At 69.7% G+C, this 26,268-nt stretch carries 22 protein-coding genes; 16 read left to right on the plus strand and 6 right to left on the minus strand.

Going from position 1 to position 26,268, the window contains the following annotated elements; all coding sequences use genetic code 11:
* The first annotated feature begins 52 nt into the window (after positions 1–52).
* Complete coding sequence (locus tag VGJ14_00780) at positions 53–3,022, plus strand: glycine--tRNA ligase (GenBank protein ID HEY2830929.1); 2,970 nt, start codon at positions 53–55, stop codon at positions 3,020–3,022.
* Between the two features lie 16 nt (positions 3,023–3,038).
* Here VGJ14_00780 and VGJ14_00785 read toward each other — a convergent pair whose 3' ends face one another.
* Complete coding sequence (locus VGJ14_00785; protein HEY2830930.1) at positions 3,039–5,180, minus strand: molybdopterin-dependent oxidoreductase; 2,142 nt, start codon at positions 5,178–5,180, stop codon at positions 3,039–3,041.
* Between the two features lie 150 nt (positions 5,181–5,330).
* On the opposite strand from VGJ14_00785, the gene VGJ14_00790 reads away from it, so the two are divergent.
* From VGJ14_00790 to VGJ14_00800, 3 genes are all read left to right on the plus strand, one after another.
* Positions 5,331–6,281, plus strand: a complete 951-nt coding sequence (locus tag VGJ14_00790) for a helix-turn-helix domain-containing protein (protein HEY2830931.1) — start codon at positions 5,331–5,333, stop codon at positions 6,279–6,281.
* A gap of 153 nt (positions 6,282–6,434) precedes the next feature.
* Positions 6,435–7,520 carry an S-(hydroxymethyl)mycothiol dehydrogenase gene (locus VGJ14_00795; protein HEY2830932.1) on the plus strand — a complete coding sequence of 362 codons (1,086 nt, stop codon included), beginning with the start codon at positions 6,435–6,437 and terminating at the stop codon, positions 7,518–7,520.
* 2 nt (positions 7,521–7,522) lie between these two features.
* On the plus strand, positions 7,523–8,152 hold the full coding sequence (locus VGJ14_00800) for an MBL fold metallo-hydrolase (GenBank protein ID HEY2830933.1): 630 nt from the start codon (positions 7,523–7,525) through the stop codon (positions 8,150–8,152).
* Here VGJ14_00800 and VGJ14_00805 read toward each other — a convergent pair.
* On the minus strand, positions 8,149–9,489 hold the full coding sequence (locus tag VGJ14_00805; GenBank protein HEY2830934.1) for a serine/threonine-protein kinase: 1,341 nt from the start codon (positions 9,487–9,489) through the stop codon (positions 8,149–8,151). The two genes, VGJ14_00800 and VGJ14_00805, sit on opposite strands and share 4 nt — an antisense overlap.
* A 163-nt stretch (positions 9,490–9,652) precedes the next feature.
* Between VGJ14_00805 and VGJ14_00810 the strand changes: the two genes are divergently transcribed.
* From VGJ14_00810 to VGJ14_00825, 4 genes are all read left to right on the plus strand, one after another.
* Positions 9,653–10,597: a hypothetical protein gene (locus VGJ14_00810; GenBank protein ID HEY2830935.1), complete on the plus strand. Its 945-nt coding sequence runs from the start codon at positions 9,653–9,655 to the stop codon at positions 10,595–10,597.
* A 25-nt stretch (positions 10,598–10,622) separates the two neighbouring features.
* Entirely contained in the window at positions 10,623–11,267 is a 645-nt protein-coding gene (locus VGJ14_00815) for a TetR/AcrR family transcriptional regulator (protein HEY2830936.1), read from the plus strand.
* 117 nt (positions 11,268–11,384) lie between these two features.
* Positions 11,385–11,861 (plus strand): hypothetical protein, encoded by a 477-nt coding sequence (locus VGJ14_00820; protein HEY2830937.1) that lies wholly within the window; start codon positions 11,385–11,387, stop codon positions 11,859–11,861.
* A 7-nt stretch (positions 11,862–11,868) separates the two neighbouring features.
* Positions 11,869–13,194 (plus strand): hypothetical protein, encoded by a 1,326-nt coding sequence (locus tag VGJ14_00825; protein ID HEY2830938.1) that lies wholly within the window; start codon positions 11,869–11,871, stop codon positions 13,192–13,194.
* Positions 13,195–13,208: 14 nt separating this feature from the next.
* Here VGJ14_00825 and VGJ14_00830 read toward each other — a convergent pair whose 3' ends face one another.
* Positions 13,209–13,796 (minus strand): sigma-70 family RNA polymerase sigma factor, encoded by a 588-nt coding sequence (locus VGJ14_00830; protein ID HEY2830939.1) that lies wholly within the window; start codon positions 13,794–13,796, stop codon positions 13,209–13,211.
* A gap of 172 nt (positions 13,797–13,968) precedes the next feature.
* On the opposite strand from VGJ14_00830, the gene VGJ14_00835 reads away from it, so the two are divergent.
* Positions 13,969–14,622 (plus strand): zf-HC2 domain-containing protein, encoded by a 654-nt coding sequence (locus tag VGJ14_00835; GenBank protein ID HEY2830940.1) that lies wholly within the window; start codon positions 13,969–13,971, stop codon positions 14,620–14,622.
* A 102-nt stretch (positions 14,623–14,724) separates the two neighbouring features.
* Positions 14,725–15,528 (plus strand): YcnI family protein, encoded by an 804-nt coding sequence (locus tag VGJ14_00840; protein ID HEY2830941.1) that lies wholly within the window; start codon positions 14,725–14,727, stop codon positions 15,526–15,528.
* 7 nt (positions 15,529–15,535) lie between these two features.
* Here VGJ14_00840 and VGJ14_00845 read toward each other — a convergent pair whose 3' ends face one another.
* Both VGJ14_00845 and VGJ14_00850 read right to left on the minus strand, forming a co-directional pair.
* Entirely contained in the window at positions 15,536–17,080 is a 1,545-nt protein-coding gene (locus tag VGJ14_00845) for a HAMP domain-containing sensor histidine kinase (protein ID HEY2830942.1), read from the minus strand.
* Between the two features lie 30 nt (positions 17,081–17,110).
* On the minus strand, positions 17,111–17,854 hold the full coding sequence (locus VGJ14_00850) for a response regulator transcription factor (GenBank protein HEY2830943.1): 744 nt from the start codon (positions 17,852–17,854) through the stop codon (positions 17,111–17,113).
* Positions 17,855–18,034: 180 nt separating this feature from the next.
* Between VGJ14_00850 and VGJ14_00855 the strand changes: the two genes are divergently transcribed.
* The 3 genes from VGJ14_00855 to VGJ14_00865 are packed head-to-tail and all read left to right on the plus strand — an operon-like array spanning position 18,035 to position 21,239.
* The gene (locus VGJ14_00855; GenBank protein ID HEY2830944.1) at positions 18,035–18,946 is read left to right on the plus strand and encodes a MoxR family ATPase; all 912 of its coding nucleotides are present in this window, start codon (positions 18,035–18,037) and stop codon (positions 18,944–18,946) included.
* Between the two features lie 3 nt (positions 18,947–18,949).
* Positions 18,950–20,089 (plus strand): VWA domain-containing protein, encoded by a 1,140-nt coding sequence (locus tag VGJ14_00860; GenBank protein HEY2830945.1) that lies wholly within the window; start codon positions 18,950–18,952, stop codon positions 20,087–20,089.
* Positions 20,082–21,239 carry an XdhC/CoxI family protein gene (locus tag VGJ14_00865; GenBank protein HEY2830946.1) on the plus strand — a complete coding sequence of 386 codons (1,158 nt, stop codon included), beginning with the start codon at positions 20,082–20,084 and terminating at the stop codon, positions 21,237–21,239. Before VGJ14_00860 ends, VGJ14_00865 begins: the two co-directional genes overlap by 8 nt.
* Here VGJ14_00865 and VGJ14_00870 read toward each other — a convergent pair.
* Positions 21,141–22,655, minus strand: coding sequence for an MFS transporter (locus VGJ14_00870; GenBank protein HEY2830947.1), 1,515 nt, complete (start codon positions 22,653–22,655; stop codon positions 21,141–21,143). The genes VGJ14_00865 and VGJ14_00870 overlap by 99 nt on opposite strands.
* Positions 22,656–22,887: 232 nt before the next feature.
* Here VGJ14_00870 and VGJ14_00875 point away from each other — a divergent pair, with 232 nt between their 5' ends.
* The 3 genes from VGJ14_00875 to VGJ14_00885 form a co-directional block, all read left to right on the plus strand.
* Positions 22,888–23,382: a (2Fe-2S)-binding protein gene (locus VGJ14_00875; protein HEY2830948.1), complete on the plus strand. Its 495-nt coding sequence runs from the start codon at positions 22,888–22,890 to the stop codon at positions 23,380–23,382.
* Positions 23,379–25,775: a xanthine dehydrogenase family protein molybdopterin-binding subunit gene (locus VGJ14_00880; protein HEY2830949.1), complete on the plus strand. Its 2,397-nt coding sequence runs from the start codon at positions 23,379–23,381 to the stop codon at positions 25,773–25,775. The genes VGJ14_00875 and VGJ14_00880 overlap by 4 nt, the downstream gene beginning before the upstream one ends.
* The coding region (locus VGJ14_00885; GenBank protein ID HEY2830950.1) for an FAD binding domain-containing protein at positions 25,772–26,268 on the plus strand (497 nt) is incomplete at its 3' end. The genes VGJ14_00880 and VGJ14_00885, both read left to right, overlap by 4 nt.

The following is a 26,268-nucleotide window of genomic DNA, read 5'->3' on the forward strand; positions in this document are numbered from 1 at the left end:
TAGACTCGGGCCGAATCCTTCGACGCCTTGGACGTGACCGCTCGTGCTGACCATGCAGGACGCCCTGCTCGCGCTCACCACCTACTGGACCGAGCGCGGCGCGATGATCGTGCAGCCGATGAACACCGAGGTCGGTGCGGGCACCGCGAACCCGGCGACGTTCCTGCGGGTGCTCGGCCCGGAGCCGTGGCGGGTGGCCTACGTGGAGCCGTCGGTGCGGCCGGACGACGCCCGCTACGGGGAGAACCCCAATCGGATTCAGATGCACACGCAGTACCAGGTGATCCTCAAGCCGGAGCCCGGCGACCCGCAGCAGCAGTACCTGGGCAGCCTCGAGGCGCTGGGCGTCGACCTGCGCGCGCACGACGTGCGTTTCGTCGAGGACAACTGGGCGCAGCCGGCCATCGGCGCCTGGGGCCTGGGCTGGGAGGTCTGGCTCGACGGCATGGAAATCACCCAGTTCACGTACTTCCAGGCGGTCGGTGGGCAGACCCTGGACCCGATCCCGGTCGAGCTGACCTACGGCATGGAACGCATTCTGATGGCCCTTCAGGGCGTCGGGCACTTCAAGGAGATCACCTACGCGCCGGGCATCTCCTACGGCGAGGCCTTCGGCCAGGCCGAGTACGAGATGAGCCGCTACTACCTCGACGACGCCGATGTCGCGACCAACCGCGCGCTGTTCGAGCACTACGTGGTCGAGGCGCGGCGGATGGTCGAGGCGGCGCTGCCGGTGCCCGCGCAGATCTACGTGTTGAAGGCCTCGCACGCCTTCAACGTGATGGACGCCCGCGGCGCGGTCTCCACTGTCGATCGGCAGAAGTCCTTCGGCATCATGCGCGATCTGGCTCGCGACGTGGCCGGGCTGTGGATCGCCAAGCGGGCCGAACTCGGGCACCCGCTCGGCATCCCCGCCGTGTCCGAGCCGCCGCCGCTGGCCGAGGCGGGAAATGTGCCGACCGGTCCGGTGCCCCTGGTGTTCGAGATCGGTGTGGAGGAGATGCCGCCGCACGAGTGCGGAAACACGGTCTGCGCGGTGCGCGACGCGTTGACCGCGGCGTTGGCCGGCACCGGGTTGACCCACGGCGCGATCACCGTGGACGCCACCCCGCGTCGGGTGGTCGCGACCGTCGCCGACGTCGCCGCCCGCGAGGAGGATTCGCGCCGCACGGTGAAGGGCCCGAAGGTGGCCGCGGCCTACGACGCGGACGGCAACCTAACCAAGGCCGCGCAGGGCTTTGCCCGGGGGCAGGGCGTCGAGGAGTCCGCGCTGGAGCGGATCACCCTGGACGGCGTCGAGTACATCGGGGTCAGCACCGCGGCGGTCGGGCGTCCGGCGATTGAGGTGCTCGCCGAGATTCTGCCGGGCATCGTCACCGGGCTGCGCTCGGAGAAGAACATGCGCTGGAACGCGCCGGGGCTGTCCTTCACCCGGCCGGTGCGCTGGATCCTCGCGTTGCTCGGTGAGGCCGTGGTGCCGTTCCAGGTGTCCAATCTGTCCAGCGGGCGCGAGACGTGGGTGCACCGCGACGCGGACGCGCCGATCGTGTCGGTGCCCTCGGCCGGGACGTACGCGGACGTGCTCGCGGGCGCCGACATCGTGCTGGACAGCGCGGCCCGTCGTGCCGCGATTGTCACGGGGGCGCGGGAACTGGCCGCCTCGGTCGGCGCGACTGTCGACGTCGAGGGCGAGGCAGACGTCATCGACGAGGTGACCAACCTCGTCGAGTCCCCGAACCCGATCCTCGGCTCGTTCGAGCAGCGCTATCTGGAGTTACCGTCGGACATCCTGGTGACGGTCATGCGCAAGCACCAGCGTTACCTGCCGGTGCGCGCGGCCGACGGGACGCTGCAGGCGCACTTCGTCGCGGTCGCCAACGGCGACTGCGATGCCGACGTGGTCCGGGCCGGCAACGAGGGTGTGCTGCGCGCCCGCTACGAGGACGCCGCCTTCTTCTGGCGCGCGGATCTGCAGGTGCCGCTCGCGGAGTTCCGAGCCCGGTTGGACAAGCTGACCTTCGTCGACAAGCTGGGTTCGATCAGCGACCGCGCCGCGCGCATCGCCGCGATCGCCGTGGACCTGTCGGCGCACGTCGAGCTGTCGGCGCCCGAACGCACGACGCTGGCCCGGGCGGGCGAACTGGCCAAATTCGACCTGGCCACCGAGATGGTAGTCGAGCTGTCCAAGCTCGCCGGTGTGATGGCGCGGGAGTACGCCACCCGGGCCGGGGAGACAACGGAGGTGGCGCAGGCGCTGCACGAGATGGAGATGCCGCGCTCCTCCGGCGCGGCCCTGCCGACGTCGCTGCCCGGCTCGCTGCTCGCCGTCGCCGACCGCCTGGACCTGCTCGCCGGTCTGTTCGGCATCGGGCTGGAGCCGAAGGGGTCGGCCGACCCGTACGCGCTGCGCCGCGCGGCCCTCGGGTTGCTCGCCATCCTGCGCGCGCACCCGCAGTTGGCCGGTATCACGATCTCCGGCGGTCTGGCCGCGGCTGCCGCGCGGCAGCCCGGCGAGGTCGCCGAGTCCCGGCAGGCCGACACCGCCAGGTTCATCGTCGGCCGCTACGAGCAGTCGTTGCTCGACGCCGGTCACCCGCACAGGCTGGTGCGGGCCGTGCTGCCGCTCGCCGACCGGCCCACAGTGGCCGACTCGACGCTGAGTTCCCTGACCCGGCTGGAACCTGACGCCGCGTTCGCATCACTGGTGGAGGCCGTGCTGCGGGTGCGCCGCATCGTGCCCGCCGATGCGCCGGCCGGCGTCGACGCGGCCCTGTTCGCCGACCCCGCCGAGGGCGCGCTCGCCGACGCCATTGCCAAGGCCCGCGCCGAACTCGGCGACGCCCCCGCGGACCTCGACCGGTTCGCCGAGGTCGGAGCCGGCCTGGTCGCCCCGATCAACACCTTCTTCGACGCGGTGCTGGTCATGGCCGAAGACCCGGCGGTCAAGGCCAACCGCGTCGGCCTGCTCGCCTCGATCCGCGACCTCGCCGACGGCGTCGTCGGCTGGGAGGCGCTGGCCTGACGCCGAACCGAACCGATCAGGTCCGCTCCACCTCGACCAGGGTGTCGGAGAAGGTCGGGGCATTGCCCAGGTCGGCGAACTCGAAGGAGTTCACCGCGCTCACCGTGGCCAACGCCCGGGAGAGCTTGCGCCAGGCGCCGAGGTAGGCACAGGCCACGCCGGGTGCGATCTCGTCGCTGGTCCTGGCCACCACCGTGAACGAGCCGCGGTCGTTGAACACCCGCACCTCATCGCCGTCGGTGATCTTGCGGTCGGCGGCGTCGGTGGGGTGCAGGAGAATCGCCGGGTCGCCGGCCACCCGCCGCTGCGCCGGTTGGTCGCCGTAGCTGGAGTTCAGGTAGCTGTGTGCCTTCGGCGAGATCAGGTTCAACCCGCGACCGGACGCCCAGGAGGACTCCCGCGGTGGGATGTAGTGCGGCAGCGGGTCCACCGGCTGGCCCGCCTGGTGGTCGTTGGAGCCCTGCCGGAACAGCGGCAGCACGAAGTTACCACCCGCCGCGATCGAGGCCACGAACTCTGTTTTCCCTGACGGGGTGGGGAAATTGCCCTCCGCGTGCGGGGCGTAGTGGTCCGGGTCGGGCAGGTTGAGCCGCGCCCAACCGGTTTCCCGCAGCGACTCCAGAGTGATGCCCTGCATGGCCGGCGCCGACCAGTCGAACGCGGCGGCGAGCATGTCCTCGTCGGTGCGGGTGAAGTACCCCTCGGTGAATCCCATCCGTCGCCCCAGCCGACGGAACAACTCGGTGTTCGGGATTGCCTCGCCCAACGGTTCGATGGCCGGCTGATTGAGCGTCACGTAGAGATGACCCCAACTGAACATGATGTCGTGCTGTTCCAGCTGGCTGGTCGCGGGCAGCACGATGTCCGCCCAGTCCGCGGTGTCGGTCAGAAAGTGCTCGGAGACCACGGTGAACAGGTCCTCGCGCTTGAGCCCTTCGATCATCTTGTCCTGCTCCGGACAGACGATGACAGGGTTGGAGTTGTAGACCATGAGCGCCTTGATCGGCGGATCCAGCGGGATGTCGCCGTTGAGGTGACGACCCAACAGGAACTGGTTGAGCACCCGGGTGCCGGGTTTGATCATCTCGGCACCGAGGAACGCCGGCCAGTTCACCGGGAACGCCCACAGCGGCAACTGCAGGATGCCGCCGCCGACCTTGCGCCAGGCCCCGACCAGCGCCGGCAGCGAAGCCAGCGCGCGCACCGTCTGCCCGCCGCCCGCGTGCCGCTCGATGGCCACGCCGATACGAATCATCGAGGGTTGCGTGGTGGCGTACTCGCGGGCGAGTGTGCGGATGTCCTCGGCGTCCAGGCCGGTCTCCGCCGCCGCGAACTCGGGCGTGTACTGACCGACGCGCTCGGCGAGGTCGGTGAAACCCGCGGTGTGGTCGCGGACGTAGGCCTCGTCGATCAGGCCCTCGTTGATGATGACGTGGATCATGGCCAGCGCCAGCGCACCGTCGGTGCCCGGCCGGATCGGCAAATGCCAATCCGCGCGTTTGGCGGTCCGGGTGCGCACCGGGTCCACCACCACGACCTTGGCGCCGCGGCGCTGGGCCTCGGCGACGAACTTCCACAGGTGCAGGTTCGTGCTGATCATGTTGCAGGCCCAGATCAGGATGAACTTGGAGTGCACCAGGCTCTCCGGGTCCACGCCCGCGGTCGCGCCGACGGTCATCGCGTAGGCCGTGCAACAGCCGGAGTCGCAGAAAGTTCGTTCGCTGACCGTCGCACCCAGCCGGTTGAAGAACGCGTCGCCCGCGTTGAGCCCGTTGAGGATGCCCTGCGTGCCCAGGTAGCTGATCGGCAGGATCGCCTCCGCGCCGTACTCGGAGACGATCGAGGTGAATCGGGACCCGATCTCCTCGATCGCGGAGTCCCAGCTGATCCGTTCGAACTGGCCGCTGCCCTTCGGGCCGGTGCGCCGCAGCGGGAACAGAATGCGGTCGGGGGAGTAGACGGTGTCCGTGAAGTTGTTGACCTTCACGCACAGGCCGCCGTCGGTGAACGGGTGGTCGGGATCGCCGCGCACTCCCAGCGCTTTGCCGTTCTCGACGGTGACGAGCATCGCGCACGTGTCCGGACAGTCGTGCGGACAGGCGGCCCTGACCACGCTCTGGCCGGCGGCGTTGTCGGTAAGAGGCAGGGTCGCGGTCATGGGAACTCCCGGGTCGATGCGATCGAACCATCCTCCCGGTCCGCGCGCAGTGGAGCCATGACGGCGAACGACGCGGGGTTGACCACCGACGACAGGCCTCGGTACGGCCGGTTATCGTCGTCGCGCGGGTAATTGGGAGGCGATCTGCCCATGGGCGTGGGCAATGCCGTCGCGGCCACCCGGACCGGTCGGGTGGGTGTGTGGCGCGACATCGTGCGCGAGCACTTCGTCACGCTCGATGTGGACGCGGCCCGGGTCGGGCACTTCGAGGGCGTCGTGGCCACCGACGAAATCGCGCATTTGCGAGTGTCCGATGTGTCATCGGTGACGCAGGGAGTCCGCCGTACCCGGGCTTTTGCCCAGCAGGACGGAGTTCGCTATCTGCAGGCCGGGTTGGTCACCCGCGGCCGCGGACTGGTGAGCCAGGACGGTCGGGAATGCCAGTTGGGTCCGGGCGATTTCGCCGTCTACGAGACCGACCGCCCGTTCTTCTGGGGCCTGTCCGGGGACGCCACCGCCCGCTGGAACCTGCTGGTGTTCACCTGGCCGCGTACCTGCGTGGCGCTGACCGAGCAGCAGACCGCGGCGTTGACCGCGCGGCGGCTGTCCGGACATGAGGGCATCACCGGCGTGGTCTCCCGCATGCTGCGCGATCTCGCGGGAAATCGGCCACACCCCACCGAGGGCGGCGCCGCCAAGATCGCCGATTCGTTGGCCGAGCTGGTGCTCACCGCGGCCGGCGAGGCCTGCCCCACCGGGCTGTCCGTCGCCGAGTCCGACCTGTTGGCCCGCATCGAGCAGTACCTGTTGGACAACCTCGGCGACCCGTTCCTGTCTCCGGACGGGATCGCTGCCGCGCACTTCATCTCCACCCGAGCGCTGCAGCGACTGTTCGCCGCGCGCGGGCGTACCGTTTCCCAGTCGGTGCGCGAGGCACGGTTGGAGGCCTGCCGCCGCGACCTGCTCGCCGCCGGCCCGGGGGAGTCGGTCAGCGCGATCGCCCGGCGCTACGGGTTTACCGACGCCGCGGTGTTTTCCCGCGCGTTCCGGGCCGCCTACGGCACCACGCCGACCGGCTACCGGGCACTGGGCGCTCGCTAGGGCGTTCTTCCCATCCCAGCCGGATGCGGCGGCGACGACAACGCGGCCAGGGGGCGTCCGGGCGTCGATCCGCGCCGGCTTACGGGATGGGGAGACACGCCCTCCGGCCCGCCCGCCAGAATGGGCCGGACGGAACCGAGCGAGGAGTTGGCGATGGCACACCAGGTCAGCGGAGTCGTAGCGCTGCACAAGGGCGCTCCGGTCAGTGTGGAGACGATTCTCGTTCCCGACGCGGGCCCGGGTGAGGCGCTGGTGAAAATCGCCGCCTGCGGGGTCTGCCACACCGACCTGCATTACCGCGAGGGCGGTATCAACGACGACTTCCCGTTCCTGCTCGGCCACGAGGCCGCGGGCACCGTGGAGGCGGTCGGTCCCGACGTCACCGACGTCGCGCCCGGTGACTTCGTGATCCTCAACTGGCGCGCGGTCTGCGGGCAGTGTCGGTCCTGCAAGCGCGGGCGCCCCTGGTACTGCTTCGCCACGCACAACGCCACCCAGAAAATGACCCTGGCTGATGGCACCCCGCTGTCCCCGGCGCTGGGCATCGGGGCGTTCGTGGAGAAGACCCTGGTCGCCGCCGGGCAGTGCACCAAGGTCGACCCGGCCGCGCCGGCCACCGCCGCCGGACTGCTCGGCTGCGGCGTCATGGCCGGCCTGGGCGCCGCGATGAACACCGGCCATGTCGGTCGGGGGGACACCGTCGCGGTGATCGGCTGCGGCGGTGTGGGCAACGCTGCAATCGCGGGCGCCCGGCTGGCCGGGGCGCGCACGATCGTCGCCGTCGACGTGGACGAACGCAAGCTGGAATGGGCCCGCGGCCTGGGCGCCACCCACACCGTCAATGGCAAGAATGAAGACGTGGTGGAGGCGATCCGCGCGGCCACCGAGGGCAACGGGGCCGATGTGGTGATCGAGGCGGTGGGCCGCCCGGAGACCTACAAGCAGGCCTTTTTCGCCCGCGACCTGGCGGGCACCGTGGTGCTGGTCGGCGTGCCCACCCCGGACATGGTGCTGGAGCTGCCGCTGATCGAGGTCTTCGGCCGTGGCGGGGCGCTGAAGTCCTCCTGGTACGGCGATTGCCTGCCCAGCCGGGACTTCCCGATGCTCATCGACCTGTACCTGCAGGGCCGTCTCGACCTCGACGCGTTCGTGTCCGAGACCGTCGGTATCGGCGACGTGGAGAAGGCCTTCGAGCGCATGCACCATGGCGATGTGCTGCGCTCCGTGGTGGTGATGTAGGGGTGGTGGCGCCGATTCAGCGACTGGTCACCGCGGGCACCTTCACTCTCGACGGGGGCAGCTGGGAGGTGGAGAACAACGTCTGGATCGTCGGCGACGAACGCGAATGTGTGGTGATCGACGCCGCACACGACGCGGACGCGATCGAGCAGGCGATCGGCGGCCGGTTGGTCAGCGCGATCCTGTGCACCCACGCGCACAACGACCACGTCAACGCGGCCACCGAACTGGCCGCCCGCAGCGGAGCGAAGATCTGGCTGCACCCGGACGACATGGTCCTCTGGCAGATGGTGCACCCGCATTGGAACCCGGACCGCAATCTCGCCGACGGCACCACCATTTCGGTCGCGGGCACCGCATTGCACGCGCTGCACACACCGGGCCACGCGCCCGGCGCGGTGTGCTTCCACGCCCCGGACCTCGGCGTGCTGTTCTCCGGCGACACCCTGTTCGCCGGCGGGCCGGGCGCCACCGGACGGTCCTTCAGTGACTTCGCCACGATCATCGAATCGATCCGCGATCGGCTGCTGGTGTTGCCCGCGGACACCGAGGTGCGCACCGGCCACGGTGAGGGCACCACCATCGGCGCCGAGGGGCAACACCTGGACGAATGGATCACCCGCGGTCACTAGGGCGTCGGTATATCCCCGCTGTCCGGGTTGTCCGCCGGGTCCCCGGTGGACGAGGGCGTCGCGCTGAACGGGGGCAGATCCAGGATCGGCCCCCCGGTGCCGGCCGGCGCGGGGCTGCCGGTCGAGGTCGGGTTCTCATTGGGCAGCGGCAGCAGCGGCGGCGGGCTGAAGTTCGGTGAACCGCTCACCGTGGGCGGCGGGGCGAACGTTTCGGTGGGTTCCGGGGTCTCGGTCGGCGTGATCGTCGGGCTGGGCACCGGAGGCACGGGCACGGGTGTGGGCCCGGAGTCGTGCGACCGGGTCAGCGCCCAGGCCGCACCGCCCAGGGCGAGGGCCACCACGACGGCCAGCGCGGCGAGCGCCACCCGCTTGGCGCGCGTGTCCGCCGCGTGCGAGGGCGGCGGGGGCGGCGGCGGCAGTTGCGCGGTGGCGCCGGACCGGCCGTTGGTGGCCCCCGGCGGTGGAGCCGCTCCGCCGAACGTGCGGGTGGGCATCGGCACCGGGCCGGGCGACGGCCGGGCCGAGGTGCCGCCGACCAACCGGCGGGCCACCTCGGCGCAGTTCGCCGGTCGATCCTCCGGGCGCTTGGTGAGCAGGTCGGCGACCAGCGCGTCGAGGTCGGCGGGCACCTCGGGGCGGCGACTGGAGCACAGCGGCGGCGTCTCGGACAGGTGCTTACCGAGGATGTCGACCGGGCTGTCGTCGGTGAACGGCGGTTTCCCGGTGAGCAGCGTCATCAGCAGGCAGCCGAAGCTGTACAGGTCCGAGCGGGCGTTCGCCCGGCTGCCGGTGGCCTGCTCCGGCGCGAGATACGCGGCGCTGCCGATGATCGCGCCGTGCTCGGTCAGCGTGGCCTCGAACGTGGCGCCCAGCGCGATCCCGAAGTCCACCAGACGGGCCGAGGAGGTGTTGTCCAGGACCACGTTGGCCGGCTTCAGGTCGCGGTGCACCACCCCCGCGTCGTGCACCGCCTGCAGCGCGCTCGCGGTTTGCGCCCCGTACCGGCGCACGGTGTCGATCTCCAACGGGCCGGAGGACCGCAGCAATTCGGCCAGCGACGGCCCGGGCAGCAGTTCCATCACCAGATACGGCCGACCGCCGTCCACGCCGTAGTCGTAGACGGTGACCACGCCGGGGTGGCGCAGCGAGGCCAGCGTGCGCGCCTCCCGGGAGAACCGCTCGGCCGTCGCCGGGTCCTCCATCTGCCGCAACACCTTGATCGCGCAGTAGCGATTCAGTCGTTCGTCGTAGGCCCGCCAGACCTCACCCATGCCGCCCTTGCCCAGGCTCTCGGTGAGCCGGTATCGCTCGGCGAAGCGGGACGACGATTCGGGCACGGTGATCATTCTGACGCCGGCTGTGATCGGCCGCAGCACCGCGTCGCCACCGCTGACCGAAACAGTTATGGATCTTGTCCGGGGCCGGGGAATGGCCTACCGAGTCTGGGGCAGAAGTTGTGCAAACATGCGGTTGGGGTTATTGAGCCAAGGGGGTCCATCGTTGCGCAGCACCGCGACCCGTTGTCTGATCGTCACCACGCTCGGCCTGGGCGCATCCGTGCCCACGGTGGCCGCTGCCGCGGACCGAGACGACAAGATCGCCCCGCAGATCAGCGCGGTCACCCTGAACCCGAACGACGTGCTGCTGCCCGCGTCCCGTTCGGCCCACAAGACCACCGCGTTCACCATCAGCATGCGGGTCTCCGACCCCAGCGGGGTGGACACCGTGGTGGCCGGTCTGTACGGCCCGAAGGGCGGCTCCGGGCGTGCTTATCGCCTGGCCCGTACCTCGGGCACTGCCGCCAACGGGATGTGGAAGGTCGTGGTGCGGCTGGCCAACCCGCAATCGACCGGCCAGTGGCAGCTACAGGCCTTTGCCGTGGACAACAAGCAGAACAGCACCGATCCCGGCCGGGTCTACGGCGACTACCTGGTTCGGGAGGCCACCCACTTCGCGCACTTCGACGCCACCGAGCCCACCCCGGTGGGACAGGACGTGAAGTTCTCCGGCTTCCTGCAGCGCTTCGACCACAAGACCGGCTGGACCGGCTACCCGGGACGGGAGGTTGCCATCGAGTTCCGCCCGGCGGGCGGCAAAGCGTTCCGGCCCGTGCAGACCGTCCGCACCGGCGCGGATGGCTCGGTGTCGGGCGCCGCGGTGGTGGCCAAAAGTCCCGGCACCTGGCGGATGAGCTTTGCGGGCAACCCCGAGCGGGCCCCGTCCGTCTCCCGGGCTGATGACGTGGGACTGCCTGCGGTGGCCACCCCGCCCCGACCGGCCGTGCCGCCGGGGGTGCGCTGCCAGGGCACCTGCCCCACTGCGACGCCGACGCCCCGGGCCGAACGCACGGCCGATCCGACCCCGACACCGACCCCCGCGGCCAAACGCACGGCCGATCCGACCCCGACACCAACAGCTACTTACCGACGGTCAGTTCCTCGCTAAGCTGAAGGCGGTCGAGGGAGGCGAGATGAGCAGCGCGGCGGCGGAGTCGGACGGCGGTCCGCGGCGGCGCATGCCGCGAGCCCAGCGCGAGGCGCTCATGCTCGACGTTGCGGAGGAGATGTTCGGCGAGCGCGGATACCAGGCCGCGTCCATGGACGAGATCGCGGCGCGGGTCGGGGTCTCCAAGCCGATGCTCTACCACTATTACGGATCCAAGGAGGGCCTGTTCCTGGCCTGCCTGGGTCGGGCCCGGGCGGGCATGCGGGACGCCATCCTCACCGGCGCGATGAGCGCCGAGGCACGGGGTGACCGGCTCTACACCGCCCTGGTGGCCTGGTTCCGCTTCGCCGACGAACACCGCACGCTGTGGAACATCATTGACGAGTCGGTGCGCGAGTTCAGCGGTGCGGCCGAGGAGGTCGAGTCGATCCGCGACGAGCACACCGTGCTGATCGCGGGCCTGATCGCGGCGCACGCCGGCACCGACCATCTGGCCGACCCGGCGGAGATCGAGGTCATCGCCGCGGCCATCAGCGGCGTGGGGGAACGGGTCGCCCGTTGGCGCACCCGCAACCCCGGGTTGAGCCCGGAACGCACCGCCCGCCACCTCATGCAGCTGCTCTGGCTGGGCCTGGAGCGGATGGACGTGGGCGAGGTCTGGACGCCCTGACCGCCCAGCGCCGATACGCGGCGTGTTGCCGGGAACTCATCGGGCGTCTGGTACGACCATGTCGGGGGTACCCCGGTGCCGTACGCCGGGGCAGAGACGCAGGGAAGGGATCCGACTGTGCTGGGACGGACCGGGACCGGCGCTGCCGGCGCACTCGCCGCGATCGTGTTGTTGGTCAGCGGCTGTGGTGGCAGCGGCAACAAGAACAACGTGGACAGCTCGGCGGGCGCGCCCGCGGCCACGCCCAGCGCGGCGAGCAATGACTCCATGGCGGGCATGCCCGGCATGGACCACAGCTCGACGACCGCCTCGCCGTCGGCCACCCCGTCCGGTGTCGTGGTGCACATCGACCTGGTCAACGGGAAGCCGACGGTCCGCCCGGAGGCGATCGTCAAGGTGAAGAAGGGCGAAACGTTCACGCTGATCGCCACCTCGGACAAGGCTTATGAGATCCATATCCACGGCTACGACAAGAAGCTCGAGCTGACACCGGGTCAGGTGGGCACCGAGACGTTCGTGGCCGACGAGACCGGAACGTTCGAGGTGGAGATCGAGGACACCTCCACGCACCTGTTCAGCCTGCAGGTGCGGTAACCCGGCGATGCGCCACGTGCTGCTGCCGCTGCACGGCGTCAGTTCGCGTCAGGACCTGCCCCTCCCGTTCAGCTATGCGCTCACCGGTGCGGTGTGTGCGCTGGTGGTGTCCTTCCTGGCCTTGGCGTTCCTCTGGCGCACCTCCAAGTTCCGCGGTGTGCAGTCCGGTCGGCCGCTGCCGGCCGGACTCGCCGAGTTCCTGGACAGCCCTGAGTTCCGCTGGGGCATGCGGGGTCTGGGTCTGCTGGTGGTCGGGTTCGTCGCGTTCGCCGCCACCGCGGGCCCGGACCTCGCGACGAACCCGACCGCTGGCCTGATCTACGTGGTGTTCTGGGTCGGCCTGGTGCCGGCCTCGTTGCTGTTCGGGCCGGTCTGGCGGCTGCTGAACCCGTTGCGCACTCTGCACCTGCTCATCAACAAGGCGATCGGCCTGGACCCGAACGACCCGCCCGCGCGGCTGCCGCGGTGGGTGGGTTACTGGCCCGGAGCGCTCGGCCTGTTCTCCTTCGTCTGGCTGGAGTTGTGCGCCCCGCACCGGGACTCGCTGAGCACGCTGCGTACCTACTTCGCCCTTTACGGCGGGATCAATCTGCTCGGCGCCCTGGCCTTCGGTGCGGGCTGGTTTGCCCGCTGCGACGGCTTCGAGGTGTTCTCCTCCACAATCGGCCGGCTGTCGGTGTTCGGTCGGCGCTCGGACCGCGCCCTGGTGTTGCGCAACCCGCTGGCGAACCTGGACACCCTGGTGATGGCGCCCGGTCTGGTCGGCCTGCTCGGGGTGATGCTCGGCTCCACCGCGTTCGACTCGTTCACCTCCACCAGTTGGTGGATCAACAGGAGCTACGACTCCTCGCTGTCCCCGACGCAGTTGGCCACCATCGCGCTGGCCTGTTCGGTCGGCGTGGTGATGGCGTTGTTCTGCATCGCCTCCTGGCTCACCGGGTTACTGTCCCGCCAGGGCTGGTCCGGTACGGCCACCAAGTTCGCGCACTCGCTGGTGCCGATCGCCACCGGCTACCTGATCGCGCACTACTTCTCGTTGTTCGTGTTCGCCGGGCAGCAGACGATGATCCGTGCCTCGGACCCGTTGCTGAATGGGGGCAACTGGTTCGGCACGGCCCATCTGTCGGTGGATTACGGCGTGCTCACCACCACCTCGATCGCGGTGGTGCAGGTGATCGCGATCATCACCGGGCACGTGCTCGGCGTGTTCTCCGCGCATGACCGCGCGATGCGGCTGTTCACGGCCAAGGAGGCCATCGTCGGACAATTGCCGATGATGGCCTTGATGGTCGGCTACACCATCGGCGGGCTGTCGCTGCTGTTCAAGGGATGAGAACTGACGGAGCGTCAGCGCAGCCGGTGCAGGCGACGCGCTGCGGGTGCCGGCGTCTCGGCGGCCTCCTGCTCGGCCAGCTGGCCCAGCAGTTGTTCCCGCGCCCGGGCCATTCGGGAGCGGATGGTGCCGATCGGCACCCTGCACACCTCGGCGGCTTCCGCATAGGACAACCCGTGCACCTGGGTGAGTACGAACGCTGCGCGTTTGTCCTCGTCCAGTCCGGCGATCAGCAGCCGCAGGGCGAGCTCTCCGGCACCATCGGGTTGGGCCGGGCCGATGCGATCCACCAGGCCGTCGGCGGCGTCCAGGCTGGTCGCGATCGACGGGGTGCGTCCCTGCTTGCGGAAGTGGTCCACCACCGCGCGCCGGGCGATGGACAGTAACCACACCCGGGCCGCGGTCTGTGCCCGGAACGTGCGCAGCCCGCGCAACGCGCGCAGGTAGGTCTCCTGGGTCAGGTCGTCGGCGGCGGCCCGGTCCACCAGGTAGGCCACGTAGCGCCAGACGTCGGCCTGCGTCGCGCGCACGAACGCGGCGGTTGCCTCCGCGTCACCCCGGCCGGCCGCCAGGGCCAGCTCGGTGATCTCATCGTCGCGCATGCGCCGTCCCGTCGAACGGGTAGAACCCCGGGCTGTACGGACCAACGGGCCGCGCGGTCAGCGAACAAACCTGGCAAAACCGGGGCAGCGAATAGTAGCAAGCGCCCGTTGGCCCGCTATTTCTTCGCGACGGTCCGGAACCAGCGCGCCTGCTTCGACGACTTCTCGGAGCATGAGATGCCAGACGTGGCGGGAGGCCCTGTCCGCCCGCGTTGACGCCGAGCCGCTCGGCCTGGACGCCGCGCTGCTGGACGCCCACCTGGCCGCCTGCGCGGGCTGTCGGGAGTACGAGGCGGGGCTGAACCGGCTGCACCGCATGGTGCGGGTGTCATCGGCCGACGTGGTGCCCGATCGCACCGAGGAGATCCTGGCGGCGGCCGCCGGACAGCGGTTTCCCCGGCTGGGTGTGGTGTTGGTGCTGCGCTGGCTGCTGGTGGTCATCGCCGCCGCGGAGATGGGGATGTCCTCCCCGGAGTTCCTCAGCCGTTGGCACACCGGCGGTGAGCTGGGCACCTGGGGCATCGCCACCGGGATCGGCTTCCTGTCCGTCGCCGCGCGCCCGCAACGCGCCGCGGGCATGTTCCCCATGCTGGCCTGCGCCGCCCTGCTGACCACCTATGTGAGCACCCGGGATGTGGCCGACGGGGCCACGTTCATGTCCCGCGAGTGGCCGCACGGGCTGCTGCTGTTCGGCGTGGCGGTGCTCGCCCTGATCTGGCGGCTCGCCCCCGAGGCGACCGAACCCGGCCCGCACCGTTCGGGCGAACTCGACGCGACCGGGGTAGCCCGCTTCGGCGGCCGCTGGCGGTTCGGCCGCGCCGCCTGACGGCCAACCGTGATTTGACCGCCGCTCTACCTCAGGCGGGAGTCCAAACGATCACACTGAAGGTGACCAAGATCCACTTGCGGTACGGGCTGGGAGAAGACGATGAACCGTCACATCGCACGCAGTGTGCTGATCTCCGTCCTGGCGGTGGGCTTCGGCGCACTCGCGCTGCCCGCCTGGGCGCACGTGACGGTGAGTTCGGATCACGCCGTCAAGGGCGGCTACGCGACATTGACCTTCAAGGTGCCCACCGAGGAGGAGAACGCCAACACCACCAAGCTCGAGGTGGACCTCCCGGCCGACCACCCGTTCGCCTCGGTGTCCACCCAGCAGAAGAGCGGCTGGGACATCGCGGTGGTGAAGACCGCGTTGACCACCCCGATGACCGATGACGACGGTGCGCAGGTCACCGAGCGGGTCGCCACCATCACCTGGACGGCGAAAACTTCGGACGCGGCCATCCACCCCGACCAGTTCGACACCTTCCCGATCAGCGTGGGCCCGCTGCCCACGGACGCCGACACGCTGACGTTCAAGGCGCTGCAGACCTACAGCAACGGCGACGTGGTGCGTTGGATCGAGGAGTCGGCGCCGGGTGGGCCCGAGCCTGAGCACCCGGCCCCTTCGATCACGCTGGTGGACTCCGCCGCAGCGGGCGGTGTCGCCTCGGCCACCCCGACGAGCGTTGCGGTGCAACCGGCCACCACCACGGACACCGGCTCGACGGGCGGCGTGCAGATCACCGCGGACGACAAGGTCCCGACGACCAACCAGGTGAACACCGCAGTGGGCCTGGCCATCGGCGGCATCGCATTGGCGTTGATCGCGGCCGGTCTGGCCGGGGCCGCACTGGCCAAGCGGTCCAGCCCCCCGCTGCCGCCGCCGGGCCCGCCGCCGGCCTTCTGAGGTCCCGTCAGACGACGGGAAGCAGTACCCGGAACACCGCACCGGCCCCCGGTACGGATTGCACGGTGACGTTGCCGCCGTGCGCCGCCACCAGCGCCGCGACGATGGACAGCCCCAGCCCGGAGCCGCCGGTGCTGCGGTTGCGTGAGGTATCGGTGCGGTAGAAGCGCTCGAAGACGCGTTCGCACTCCTGGGCGGACAGCCCGGGGCCGTCGTCGGCCACCTCCAACAGCGCCCACTGCCGTCCGGTCGGGTCGAGCACCGAGCCCACCCCGACCCGCACGTCGGTTCCCGCCGGGGTGTGCGTGCAGGCGTTGGTGACCAGGTTCCCGGCAATCTGGCGCAGCCGCGCGTCGTCGCCCATCACGCCGGGCGGGTCCTCGTCCGGGGAGAGCATCCGCACCTGCACGGTGCGGTCCGGATGCGCTGCGCGGGCCGACACCACTGTGTCGCCGGCGATGGCCACCAGGTCCACCGGCTCTCGCTCCAGCGGTCGTTGCTGGTCCAGGCGGGCCAGCAGCAGCAGGTCCTCGACCAGCAGGCCCATGCGCGTGGCCTCGCCCTCGATGCGGGACATCAGACCGGGGATCTTCTCCGGTGCGGCCGCGCCCTGCCGGTAGAGCTCGGCGAACCCGCGGATGCTGGTCAACGGGGTGCGCAACTCGTGGCTGGCGTCGGTGACGAACCGACGCATGCGCTCCTCGGAGGCCTGCGCGGCCGCCGCGGACTCCTCGCGCTCCTTCAATGCGGTTTCGATCTGACCGAGCATCACGTTGACCGCATGGGCCAACCGACCGACCTCGGTGCGTACCGGGTTGGCCGGCACGCGGCGGGACATGTCACCGCCGGCGATGGCCTCCGCGGTGGCCTCCACCTCGCGCAGCGGGCGCAGGCTGGTGCGCACGATGACGTAGGCGCCCAAGCCGGTGAGCGCCAGCACCGCCAGCCCGACGGCCCACAGGATGCGTTCCAGGTGGCTGAGCGTGCCGTCCACCTCGTCCAGGCTCAGCGCCAGCGTGAGGCTGCCCGAACCGTCGGCCAGCGGGGTGACCATCACCCGCCAGCGCGGCTGCTTGCTGTTCTGGGCGAGCACGGTGAACGGTTCGCCGCCGCGGTCCTTGGCCTGTGCGATGGTCGTCGCGGGCAGCCGGGGCGCGGCGGTGGGGACGTCCAGCTGCGAACTCTCCCGACGGATCTCCACGCCGTTGACGTCGCGGGTCACCGCGAAGTAGGTGGTGGAGAACCGTGGCCGGTTGAACGGCCGGTTGGGGTCGGTGCTGCCGCTGCTGCCGGAGCCGGAGCGCGGGAACAACAGCGAACTGTCCGGGGCGGCGTTGCCGGTCAGATACGGCATCGAGTTGGTGGTGAACCGGTGCAGTTGGTTGTCCACCCGGTTGAACAGGTATGAGCGCAGCACCGCGGTGGCAGCCGCCGAGGTGCCCACTACCGCCACCGTGCTCAACACCAACATGGCGGCCATCAGCTTCACCCGCAGCGGGGTGTGCGCCGATAGCCGCCGCAGCCCGCCGAAAGCGCCGATGAGGCGGCGCACTCTACTCATCGAAGCCCGGCGGGACGAGGCTCAGCCCGGCGGCAGGCGCAACACGTACCCCACACCGCGCAGCGTGTGCAGCAGCCGGGGCTCCACCGTGTCGATCTTGCGGCGCAGGTAGGAGACGTAGGACTCGACAATGTTCATCTCGCCGTTGAAGTCGTAGTTCCAGACATGATCCAGGATCTGGGCCTTCGACAACACGCGGCGCGGGTTGTTCATGAAGTAACGCAGCAGCTTGAACTCGGTGGGGGATAGCGACACCGCGGTGCCCGCCCGCCACACCTCGTGGGTCTCGGTGTCCAGCTCGAGGTCGGCGAACACCAGCCGCGGGGACATCGCCGGTTCCGGTCGGGCGGTGCGGCGCAGCACCGCGTGGATGCGCGCGATGACCTCGTCCAGGCTGAACGGCTTGGTGACGTAGTCGTCGCCGCCCAGGGTCAACCCGGAGATCCGGTCCTCGGTGGCGTCGCGGGCAGTGAGGAACAGCACCGGCACCGTGGAGCCGCTGGAGCGCAGCTGCTTGACCACGCCGAATCCGGAGATGTCCGGCATCATCACGTCGAGCACCAGCAGATCGGGGTCGAAGGACTCGGCGACCTTCAACGCCTCCTCGCCGTTGTTCGCGGTGGCCACCTCGAACCCCGCGTAGCGCAGCGAGGTGCTGAGCAGTTCGACGATGTTGTCCTCGTCGTCGACCACCAACAGGCGGTGACCGCCCGAACCGTTGGTGTGAATGTCCGCGCCCGAGCCCGACTCGGTCCTGGGGGTCATGATGCGTCGCTCCGCTCGTCGTCCATTGCCGGGCGGCGACACCTCGCCCCCCGTGGGTCCACCTTGAGCATGCCCAGCAAATGCCGTGTTCAATCGGTGAAATGACTGGGAGTTGACTGTGAGATTTGTGTAGAAACGCCGGACGTCGCGCGTACCGACCCGCGGGTAATCTGGATCGGCATGGCGGTCAACGCGGTTTCGAACGGTGCCGTGCCCGATTCGCCGGACACCCTGCAGAGCCGGTTGGAATCCGTCGGGTATCTCGCAGATACTGGCCTAGCTACCGCAGCCTACCTTGCAATTCGTATGGGAAGACCGCTTTTCCTCGAGGGTGAGGCGGGTGTCGGGAAGACCGCGTTGGCGCACGCGTTGGCCCAGTTGTACGACGCCCCGCTGATTCGTCTGCAGTGTTATGAGGGCATCGACGCCGCCCAGGCGCTATACGACTGGGATTTTCCGCGCCAGTTGCTGCACCTGCGGGCCTCCGAGGCCGCCGGCATCAACGACGTCAAACAGCTCGAGGGTGAGCTTTACGACCGGCGGTTCCTGCTGGCCCGTCCGCTGCTGCAGGCCATCGAGACCAGCCCCTCGGTGCTGCTGATCGACGAGGTGGACCGCGCCGACGACGAATTCGAGGCGTTCCTGCTGGAGGTGCTCTCCGACTTCACCATTTCCATCCCGGAGTTGGGCACCATCAAGGCGATCGAGCCGCCGATCGTGGTGGTCACCTCCAACCGCACCCGCGAGGTGCACGACGCGCTCAAACGGCGCTGCCTCTATCACTGGCTGGAGCACCCGGCCTATGACCGCGAAGTGGCGATCATCCGCCGGCGGCTGCCGGAGGTCACCGAGCGGCTGGCCACCGAGGTCGCCGCCGCGGCGCAGTTGCTGCGGTTGCGCGACCTGCTCAAGCCGCCGGGAGTGGCGGAGAGCATCGACTGGACCCGGGCGCTGCTCATGCTCGGCGCCCGCACGCTGGACGTGGACGCCGCCGCGCGCACGTTGGGTGCCGTGTTGAAGTACCGCGAGGACACCGATCGGATCACCGCCGAGGGCCTGGAGTCCCTGATCGGCTCCATCGGGCGGGGCTGAGCTATGCCCAAGGAGCTCGTCCTGGTCTCCGACACCACGCAGACGATGGTCGGGTTCGCCCGCACGCTGCGTGCCGCGGGCGTGGAGGCGAGCACGGACCGGGTGCAGGCGCTGCTCAGCGCGCTGAGCCAACTCGACGTCACCTATGGCCGGGACGCCTACTGGGCGGGACGGCTGACCATGTGCGCCGGCCCGCTGGACGTGGAGCGCTACAACGCCGCATTCGCGGCGTACTTCGGCAACGAACTGCCCCGGGTGGCCCGGGTCGGCCTGGTGCCGCAGCAGCCGAAGCTGATCTCGGTGCAGACCGCGCCCGACCAGAACATGGGCGAGGACGAGGACCTGCAGTCCAACCCGATGTTGAGCAAGGCCAGTGACATCGAGTTGCTGCGCCGCAAGGACTTCGCGGCGCTGTCCGAGGCAGAGCGCGACGAGGCGCGCCGGCTGCTGGCCCGGCTGGACGTGCGTGGTCCCAGCCGCCGTTCGCTGCGCTGGACGCCGGCGCCGCGCGGCGGCGTGGACGCGCGTCGCACCGTGCGGGCCATGCTGCGCCGCGGCGGGGAGATCGAGGAGATCTACGCCCGGCGGCACCGGCCGCGCCCGCGGCGCATCGTGGAGCTCATCGACGTGTCCGGGTCCATGGAGATGTACGCCGACGCACACCTGCGTTTCGCGCACGTGCTGACCCGGCGTCGGCCGGACGTGGAGGTGTTCACCATCGGTACCCGGCTGACCAGGGTGACCCGGCAGCTGACGGTGCGGGACCCGGACGCGGCGCTGCGCGCGGTGGGCACCGCGGTGCCGGACTGGTCCGGTGGCACCCGGCTCGGTGAGCTGCTCAAGGCGTTTCTGGACCGTTGGGGTCAGCGCGGCACCGCCCGTGGTGCCGTGCTGGTTATTGCCAGCGATGGATGGGAACGCGGTGATGCAACGTTGTTGGGAGAGCAAATGGCCCGTCTGCACCGGCTGGCGCATGCTGTGATCTGGGTGAACCCGCACGCCGGTAAGGAGGGCTACGTCCCGGCCACCGCAGGCATGACGGCAGCGCTGCCGTACATCGATGCGTTGGTCGCAGGGCACAATGTGGCTGCGTTCGAGGCCCTCGCGCAGCGTTTGTCGCAGGAAGGAAACAGCGGTGCGTGACGTCCTGGAACACATCCGGCCCTGGTATGCCGCCGGGGAGACGTTCGGCCTCGCCACCGTGGTCGGTACCTATCGCTCCGCGCCCCGCCAACCCGGTGCGGCGATGGCGGTGTCGGCGGCGGGCGAGGCAGTGGGCAGTGTGTCCGGCGGATGCGTGGAGGGTGCGGTCTACGAGCTCGCACAGGAGGTCATGGGTTCCGGCACTCCGGTGTTCCAGACCTATGGCGTATCCGACGACGACGCGTTCACCGTGGGGCTGACCTGCGGCGGCATCATCGACATGTTCGTCGAGTTGATCGGCCCGCAGACGTTCCCGGAGTTCGAGGAGGTGGCCGCCTCCATCGAGGCCGGTGAGCCGGTGGCGGTGGCCACGGTTATTTCCCGTGGCGAGGTAACGAGCCGCGCAGACACAGCGGGTATGGGCTCGGTCGGTGCACGGCTGGTCATCTGGCCGGACCGGCGCTCCGGCACCCTGGGCAGCGCCCGGTTGGACGACGCGGTCACCGACGACGGCCGTGGCCAGCTCTCCCAGGGCCACACCGGAATCCTGCACTACGGCCCGGAGGGGGAACGCCGCGGCGATGAGCTGGCGGTGTTCGTGCAGTCCTACTCCCCGCCGCCGCGGATGCTGGTGTTCGGCGCCATCGACTTCGCCGCGGCGGTGGCCGCCGCGGGCAAGTTCCTCGGTTACCGGGTGACGGTGTGCGACGCCCGGCCCGTGTTCGCCACCGCCAAGCGCTTCCCGCAGGCCGACGAGGTCATCGTGGAGTGGCCCCACCGGTACCTGGAGAAGCAGCTGGAGATCGAGCACGCCGTCGACCCGCGCACGGTGATCTGCGTGCTCACCCACGACCCCAAATTCGACGTGCCGGTGCTCAAGTTGGCGCTGGGCACCGAGGCCGGCTACATCGGCGCGATGGGTTCCCGGCGTACCCATGACGACCGGTTGGCCCGGCTGCGCGAGGAGGGCGTGCCCGCGGAGCAGCTCGCCCGGCTGTACTCCCCGATCGGCCTTGACCTCGGCGCCCGCACGCCGGAGGAGACGGCGATCTCAATCGCCGCAGAGATCATCGGCCAACACTGGGGCGGCAGTGGTGTCAAGCTGCGCGCCACGGAAGGTGCGATCCACCGGGAGCCGACCGCCGGTTGAGCCGGCCGACACCGGCCGGGTCGGTAGCACGGTCGTGGTTCGCACCGTGCGGCTGTGGCGGACGGTGACTGCCGCGATCACCACGGCGAGGAAGAACCCGATGGCGGCCACGCCGGCGGCCAGGCGCACCGCGAGCACGAAGTCGTCCAGCCGGGCCACCAGTCCACCGAGCACCGCGATGCCGATCACGCTGCCGCTCTGCCGCGCGGAGTTGATCACCCCGGAGGCCAGGCCGGAGTGGCGCAGCGGGGCGGCGTCGGTCAGTGCCGCGGTCACCGCGGGCATCACCACGCCCATGCCGAATCCGGTCAGCGCCAACGGCGCGATCAGCACCGGGTAGGGGGTGTGTGTGCCGGCGAGCATCACCCCGGACACCCCGACGCCCAGACAGGTCAGGCTGAGCAGAATGCTGAGCCGCGGCCCGCCGGCCCGGGCGCTGATCCGCGCCGAAAAGCTGGAGCCGAGCATGATGAAGCCGAGTTGTGGCAGCACCGCGAAACCGGCCTGCAACGGGGATGCGCCACGCAATTGCTGGAAGTACAGGTTGATGACGAACAGCACGCCGTAGAACCCGAAATTGATCAGCACGCCGATGAACGCGCCGCCGGTAAAGGTGGAGTCGCGGAAAAGGCCCAACGGCAGCATGGCTTCTCCGGTGCGCTGTTCGACGAACACGAACGCGCCCCCGGTGACCAGGCAGGCCCACGCCGCGAGCAGCACGAAGGGGGTCAGCCCGGCCCGTGCGCTTTCGATGAGCGCCACGGCCAAGCCGCCCAGGCTCAGTACCGCGAGCAGTTGGCCGCGCAGGTCCAGCGCCCGTGGGAGGCCGGCGCCGGGTGGCACATGACGGGTCGTCAGTACCAGGCAGGCCAGCCCGAACGGCACGTTGACGAAGAACACCCAGCGCCAGGACCACTCCTCGGTGCCCAGCCCGCCCACCACCGGACCGCCCGCGGCGGCGAAGGCCGCGATGGTCGCCCACCACCCGATCGCGCGCCGGCGCATGCCCGGGTCGTCGTACTCGGCGCGGACCAACGCCAACGACGAGGGCACCAACATCGCCGACGCCGCGCCCTGCGCTGCCCGAGCGGCGATCAGAGCCGCGATGTTCCAGGCCAAGCCGCAGGCCACCGAGGCCGCGGTGAACAGGCCCACCCCCCAGCAGAACACGGTGCGGGCCGAGCACCGGTCGGACAGCGCGCCGCCGGTCAGGATGCCGGCGGCCAGCACCACCAGGTAGCTGTCCACCACCCACTGCAGTCCGGCCAGATCGGTGTGCAGGTCCGCCCGCACCGCGGGCAGTGCCACGTTCACGATCGTGGTGTCCAGGATGACCATGAAGTAGCCCAGGCAGGCGGCCACCAGGCCTGCGGTCAGGAACCGCGCAGGCCGTTGCGCACCTGCCGTCGACCGCACCGCTCCACCCTGCCTGCTCCGGCTTTGTCACCGCAATCAAGATCTGGTCGAGCCCCTCCAGAGCACTGTGACGCAAGTGCTGGCAATCACCACTTCTTTTGCGGTTTATTCCTGGCAATTGCGAGGTCACCGACCGCCTACCCCGGCCCTCTGGTGAGCCATTCCGAGGGGTGCCTAGTGTTGGGTTTCATCCGGTCCCGAGGTGAATTCCGACCACAGAAAGAGCCCTGAAATGGCGAAAATCACCGTCAAAGTCGACGGAGTATCACGCAGCGATGAGGTGGAACCCCGTCTGCTGCTCGTCCACTATCTGCGCGACGTGCGGGGCCGGGTGGGCACCGTCGTCGGCTGCGACACCTCGAACTGCGGCGCGTGCACGGTGCTGTTGGACGGCCAATCGGTGAAGAGCTGTTCGGTGCTCGCCGTGCAGGCCGACGGATCCGACGTGCTCACCATCGAGGGCTTGGCAAGCACCGTGGACAGCGAGCTGCACCCGGTGCAGGAGGCCTTCCGGGAGTGCCACGGCCTGCAGTGTGGCTACTGCACGCCGGGCATGATCATGGCCTCGGTCGACCTGCTCAACAACAACCCGAACCCGTCCGAGCAGGAGATCCGCGAGGGCATCGAGGGCAACCTCTGCCGATGCACCGGCTACCACAACATCGTGCGCGCGGTGCAGACCGCCGCCGCCACGATGGCCAACGGCAGCGTGGGGGTGACGGCATGACAACCACCGAGGCCAAGTCCGACACCGTCTTCGGGCAGCCGCTGCGCCGCAAGGAGGACGCCCACCTCATCACCGGGCGCACCAGGTGGACGGACAACATTCAACTGCCGGGGATGCTGCACCTGGCCTTCCTGCGCAGCCCGATCGCGCACGCGAAGATCACCGTGGACACCGCCGCGGCCGCGTCCTACCCGGGAGTGGTCGCGGTCTACAGCGCCGCGGACTTCGGCGCCGAGATGGGCTTCATGGCCGACGCCTGGACCTGCCACCCGGACATGAAGAAGCCGCTCAACCCGCCGCTGGCCACCGACGAGGTGCGCTACGTGGGTGAGCCGATCGCGGTGGTGGTCGCGGAGTCGCGGTATGCGGCCAACGACGCGCTCGAGGCCATTTCGGTGGACTACGACGCGCTGCCCGCGGTCATCGACGTCGAGGCCGCCCTCGCCGACGGCACGCCGCTGGTGCACGACGCGCTGGGCACCAACCAGTGCTACCACCTGCTCTCGCCCGGCGATTCTTACGAGGCCGCCAAGGCCAAGGCCGACGTGGTTCTCAAGCGGCGCTTCCGCCAGCAGCGGTTGATCCCGGCCGCCATGGAGCCCCGCGCGGTGGTCGTCGTGCCAACCGTGGACGACTTCACCATGTACTCCTCCACTCAGATCCCGCACGTGCTGCGCGTGCTGTTGGCGCTGATCACCGGGGTCTCGGAGAGCAAGATGCGCGTCGTCGCCCCCGACGTGGGTGGCGGTTTCGGCTCCAAGATCGCCTGCTCGGCGGAGGAGATCATCTCCCTGCTGGTGGCCAAGCGGCTGGCGCTGCCGGTCAAGTGGAACGAGTCCCGCTCGGAGTCCATGCAGACCGTGCACCACGGCCGGGACCAGATCCAGGAAATCGAGATCGCCGCGAAGTCCGACGGCACGCTGCTGGGCATGAAGGTCGACCTGATCGCCGACCTGGGTGCCTACCTGCGGTTGTTCACTGCCGGCGTCCCGCTGTTCGGCGCCGCGATGTTCAACGCCATCTACAAGATGGAGGGCTACCAGTTCAACTGCCAGACCGTCTTCACCAACAAGTGCCCGACGGATGCCTACCGCGGCGCCGGGCGCCCGGAGGCCACTTTCGGCGCCGAGCGGATGATGGATGAGTTGGCCGCGCACCTGGGCATGGACCCGCTCGAATTGCGCGAGAAGAACTGGATCAAGCACGAGGAGTTCCCGTTCACCACGATCTCCGGATCGGTGTACGACTCCGGTAACTACGAGGCCGCCACCGCGCGGTCCAAGGAGCTGTTCGGCTACGACGAGCTGCGTGCGGAGCAGCAGCGGCGCCGGGAGAGCAACGACCCGGTCCAGTTGGGCATCGGGGTTTCCACCTTCACCGAGGCCTGCGGGCTGGCGCCCAGCCGCGCGCTGGGCCAGCTCAACGTCAGCGCGGGCGGTTGGGAGCGCGCCGAGATCCGGGTGACCATCACCGGCAAGATCCAGGTGATCACCGGTTCCACCCCGCACGGCCAGGGCCACCTGACCGCCTGGTCGCAGCTGGTCTCGGACAAACTCGGGGTTCCGTTCGAGGACATCGACGTGCTCGCCGGTGACACCGCGAGTTCCCCGCAGGGTCTGGACACCTACGGCTCGCGGTCGCTGGTCGTCGGTGGCTCGGCCGTCGTGAAGGCCTGCGACAAGGTGATCGCCAAGGCCCGTCGGGTCGCCGCGCACACCCTGGAGTGCGACGAGGACGACCTCGAGTTCGCCAACGGCGCGTTCACCGTCAAGGGTTCGCCGGGTTCGAAGATGCTGATCCAGGAGTGCGCGTTCGCCACGCACCTGGCGCACAACATCCCGGACGGGATGGAACCGAGCCTGAACAGCACCTACACCTACGACCCGATCAACCTGTCCTACCCGCACGGCACGCACCTGTGCGCGGTCGAGGTGGACACCGAGACCGGGTTCTCCAAGATCCGCAAGTATGTGGCGGTGGACGACGTCGGTGTGGTGGTCAACCCGCTGATCGTCGAGGGGCAGGTGCATGGCGGCATCGCCCAGGGCATCGGGCAGGCCATGTTCGAGGAGGGCTTGTACGACGAAGACGGGAACCTGACCACGGGCACCTTCGTGGACTACTTGATCCCTTCGGCGGCGGACCTGCCCAGCTACATCACCGACCGCACCGAGACCCCGTCCACGGACAACCCGATTGGGGCCAAGGGTGTCGGCGAGGCCGGGTGCATCGCCTCCACGCCGGCCGTGGTCAACGCCATCGTGGACGCCGTGCGTCCGTTCGGCATCACCGACATTCCGATGCCGTGTACCCCCGAGCGCGTGTGGCGCGCTGTTTCCGAGGCCAAGAAAGCGCATCCCCACCATGGTTCGGCGCACGGAGGTGCCGCATGATCCCGTCCAGCTTTGAATACCTCCGGGCGTCCTCGGTTGCCGAGGCCGTGTCCGCGCTGTCCCAGTCCGACGACGCGAAGGTGCTCGGCGGCGGGCAGAGCTTCATCCCGATCCTGCGGTTGAAGCTGGCCAACCCCGAGCTGATCGTGGACGTCAGCAAGGTCGACGAGCTGCGCGGCGTGCGGGACGACGGCGACGCGTTGGTGATCGGCGCCATGACCACGCACGACGAAGTGCTGCGCGACCCACTGGTGCGAGCCCACACCCCGCTGCTGGCCCAGGCCACCGCGACGGTGGCGGACCCGCAGGTGCGCCACCGCGGCACCTTCGGCGGCGCGTTGGCGCACGCCGACCCGGCCAGTGACCTGCCCGGCGTGGCCCTGGTACATGGGGCGGAGATGACGCTGGTCGGGCCCAACGGCACCCGCACGGTGGCGGCCGCGGACTTCTTCATGGACTACCTGGAGACCGCGCTGGCCGAGGACGAGCTGCT

It is taken from the genome of Sporichthyaceae bacterium, assembly GCA_036493475.1.
GTDB lineage: Bacteria > Actinomycetota > Actinomycetes > Sporichthyales > Sporichthyaceae > DASQPJ01.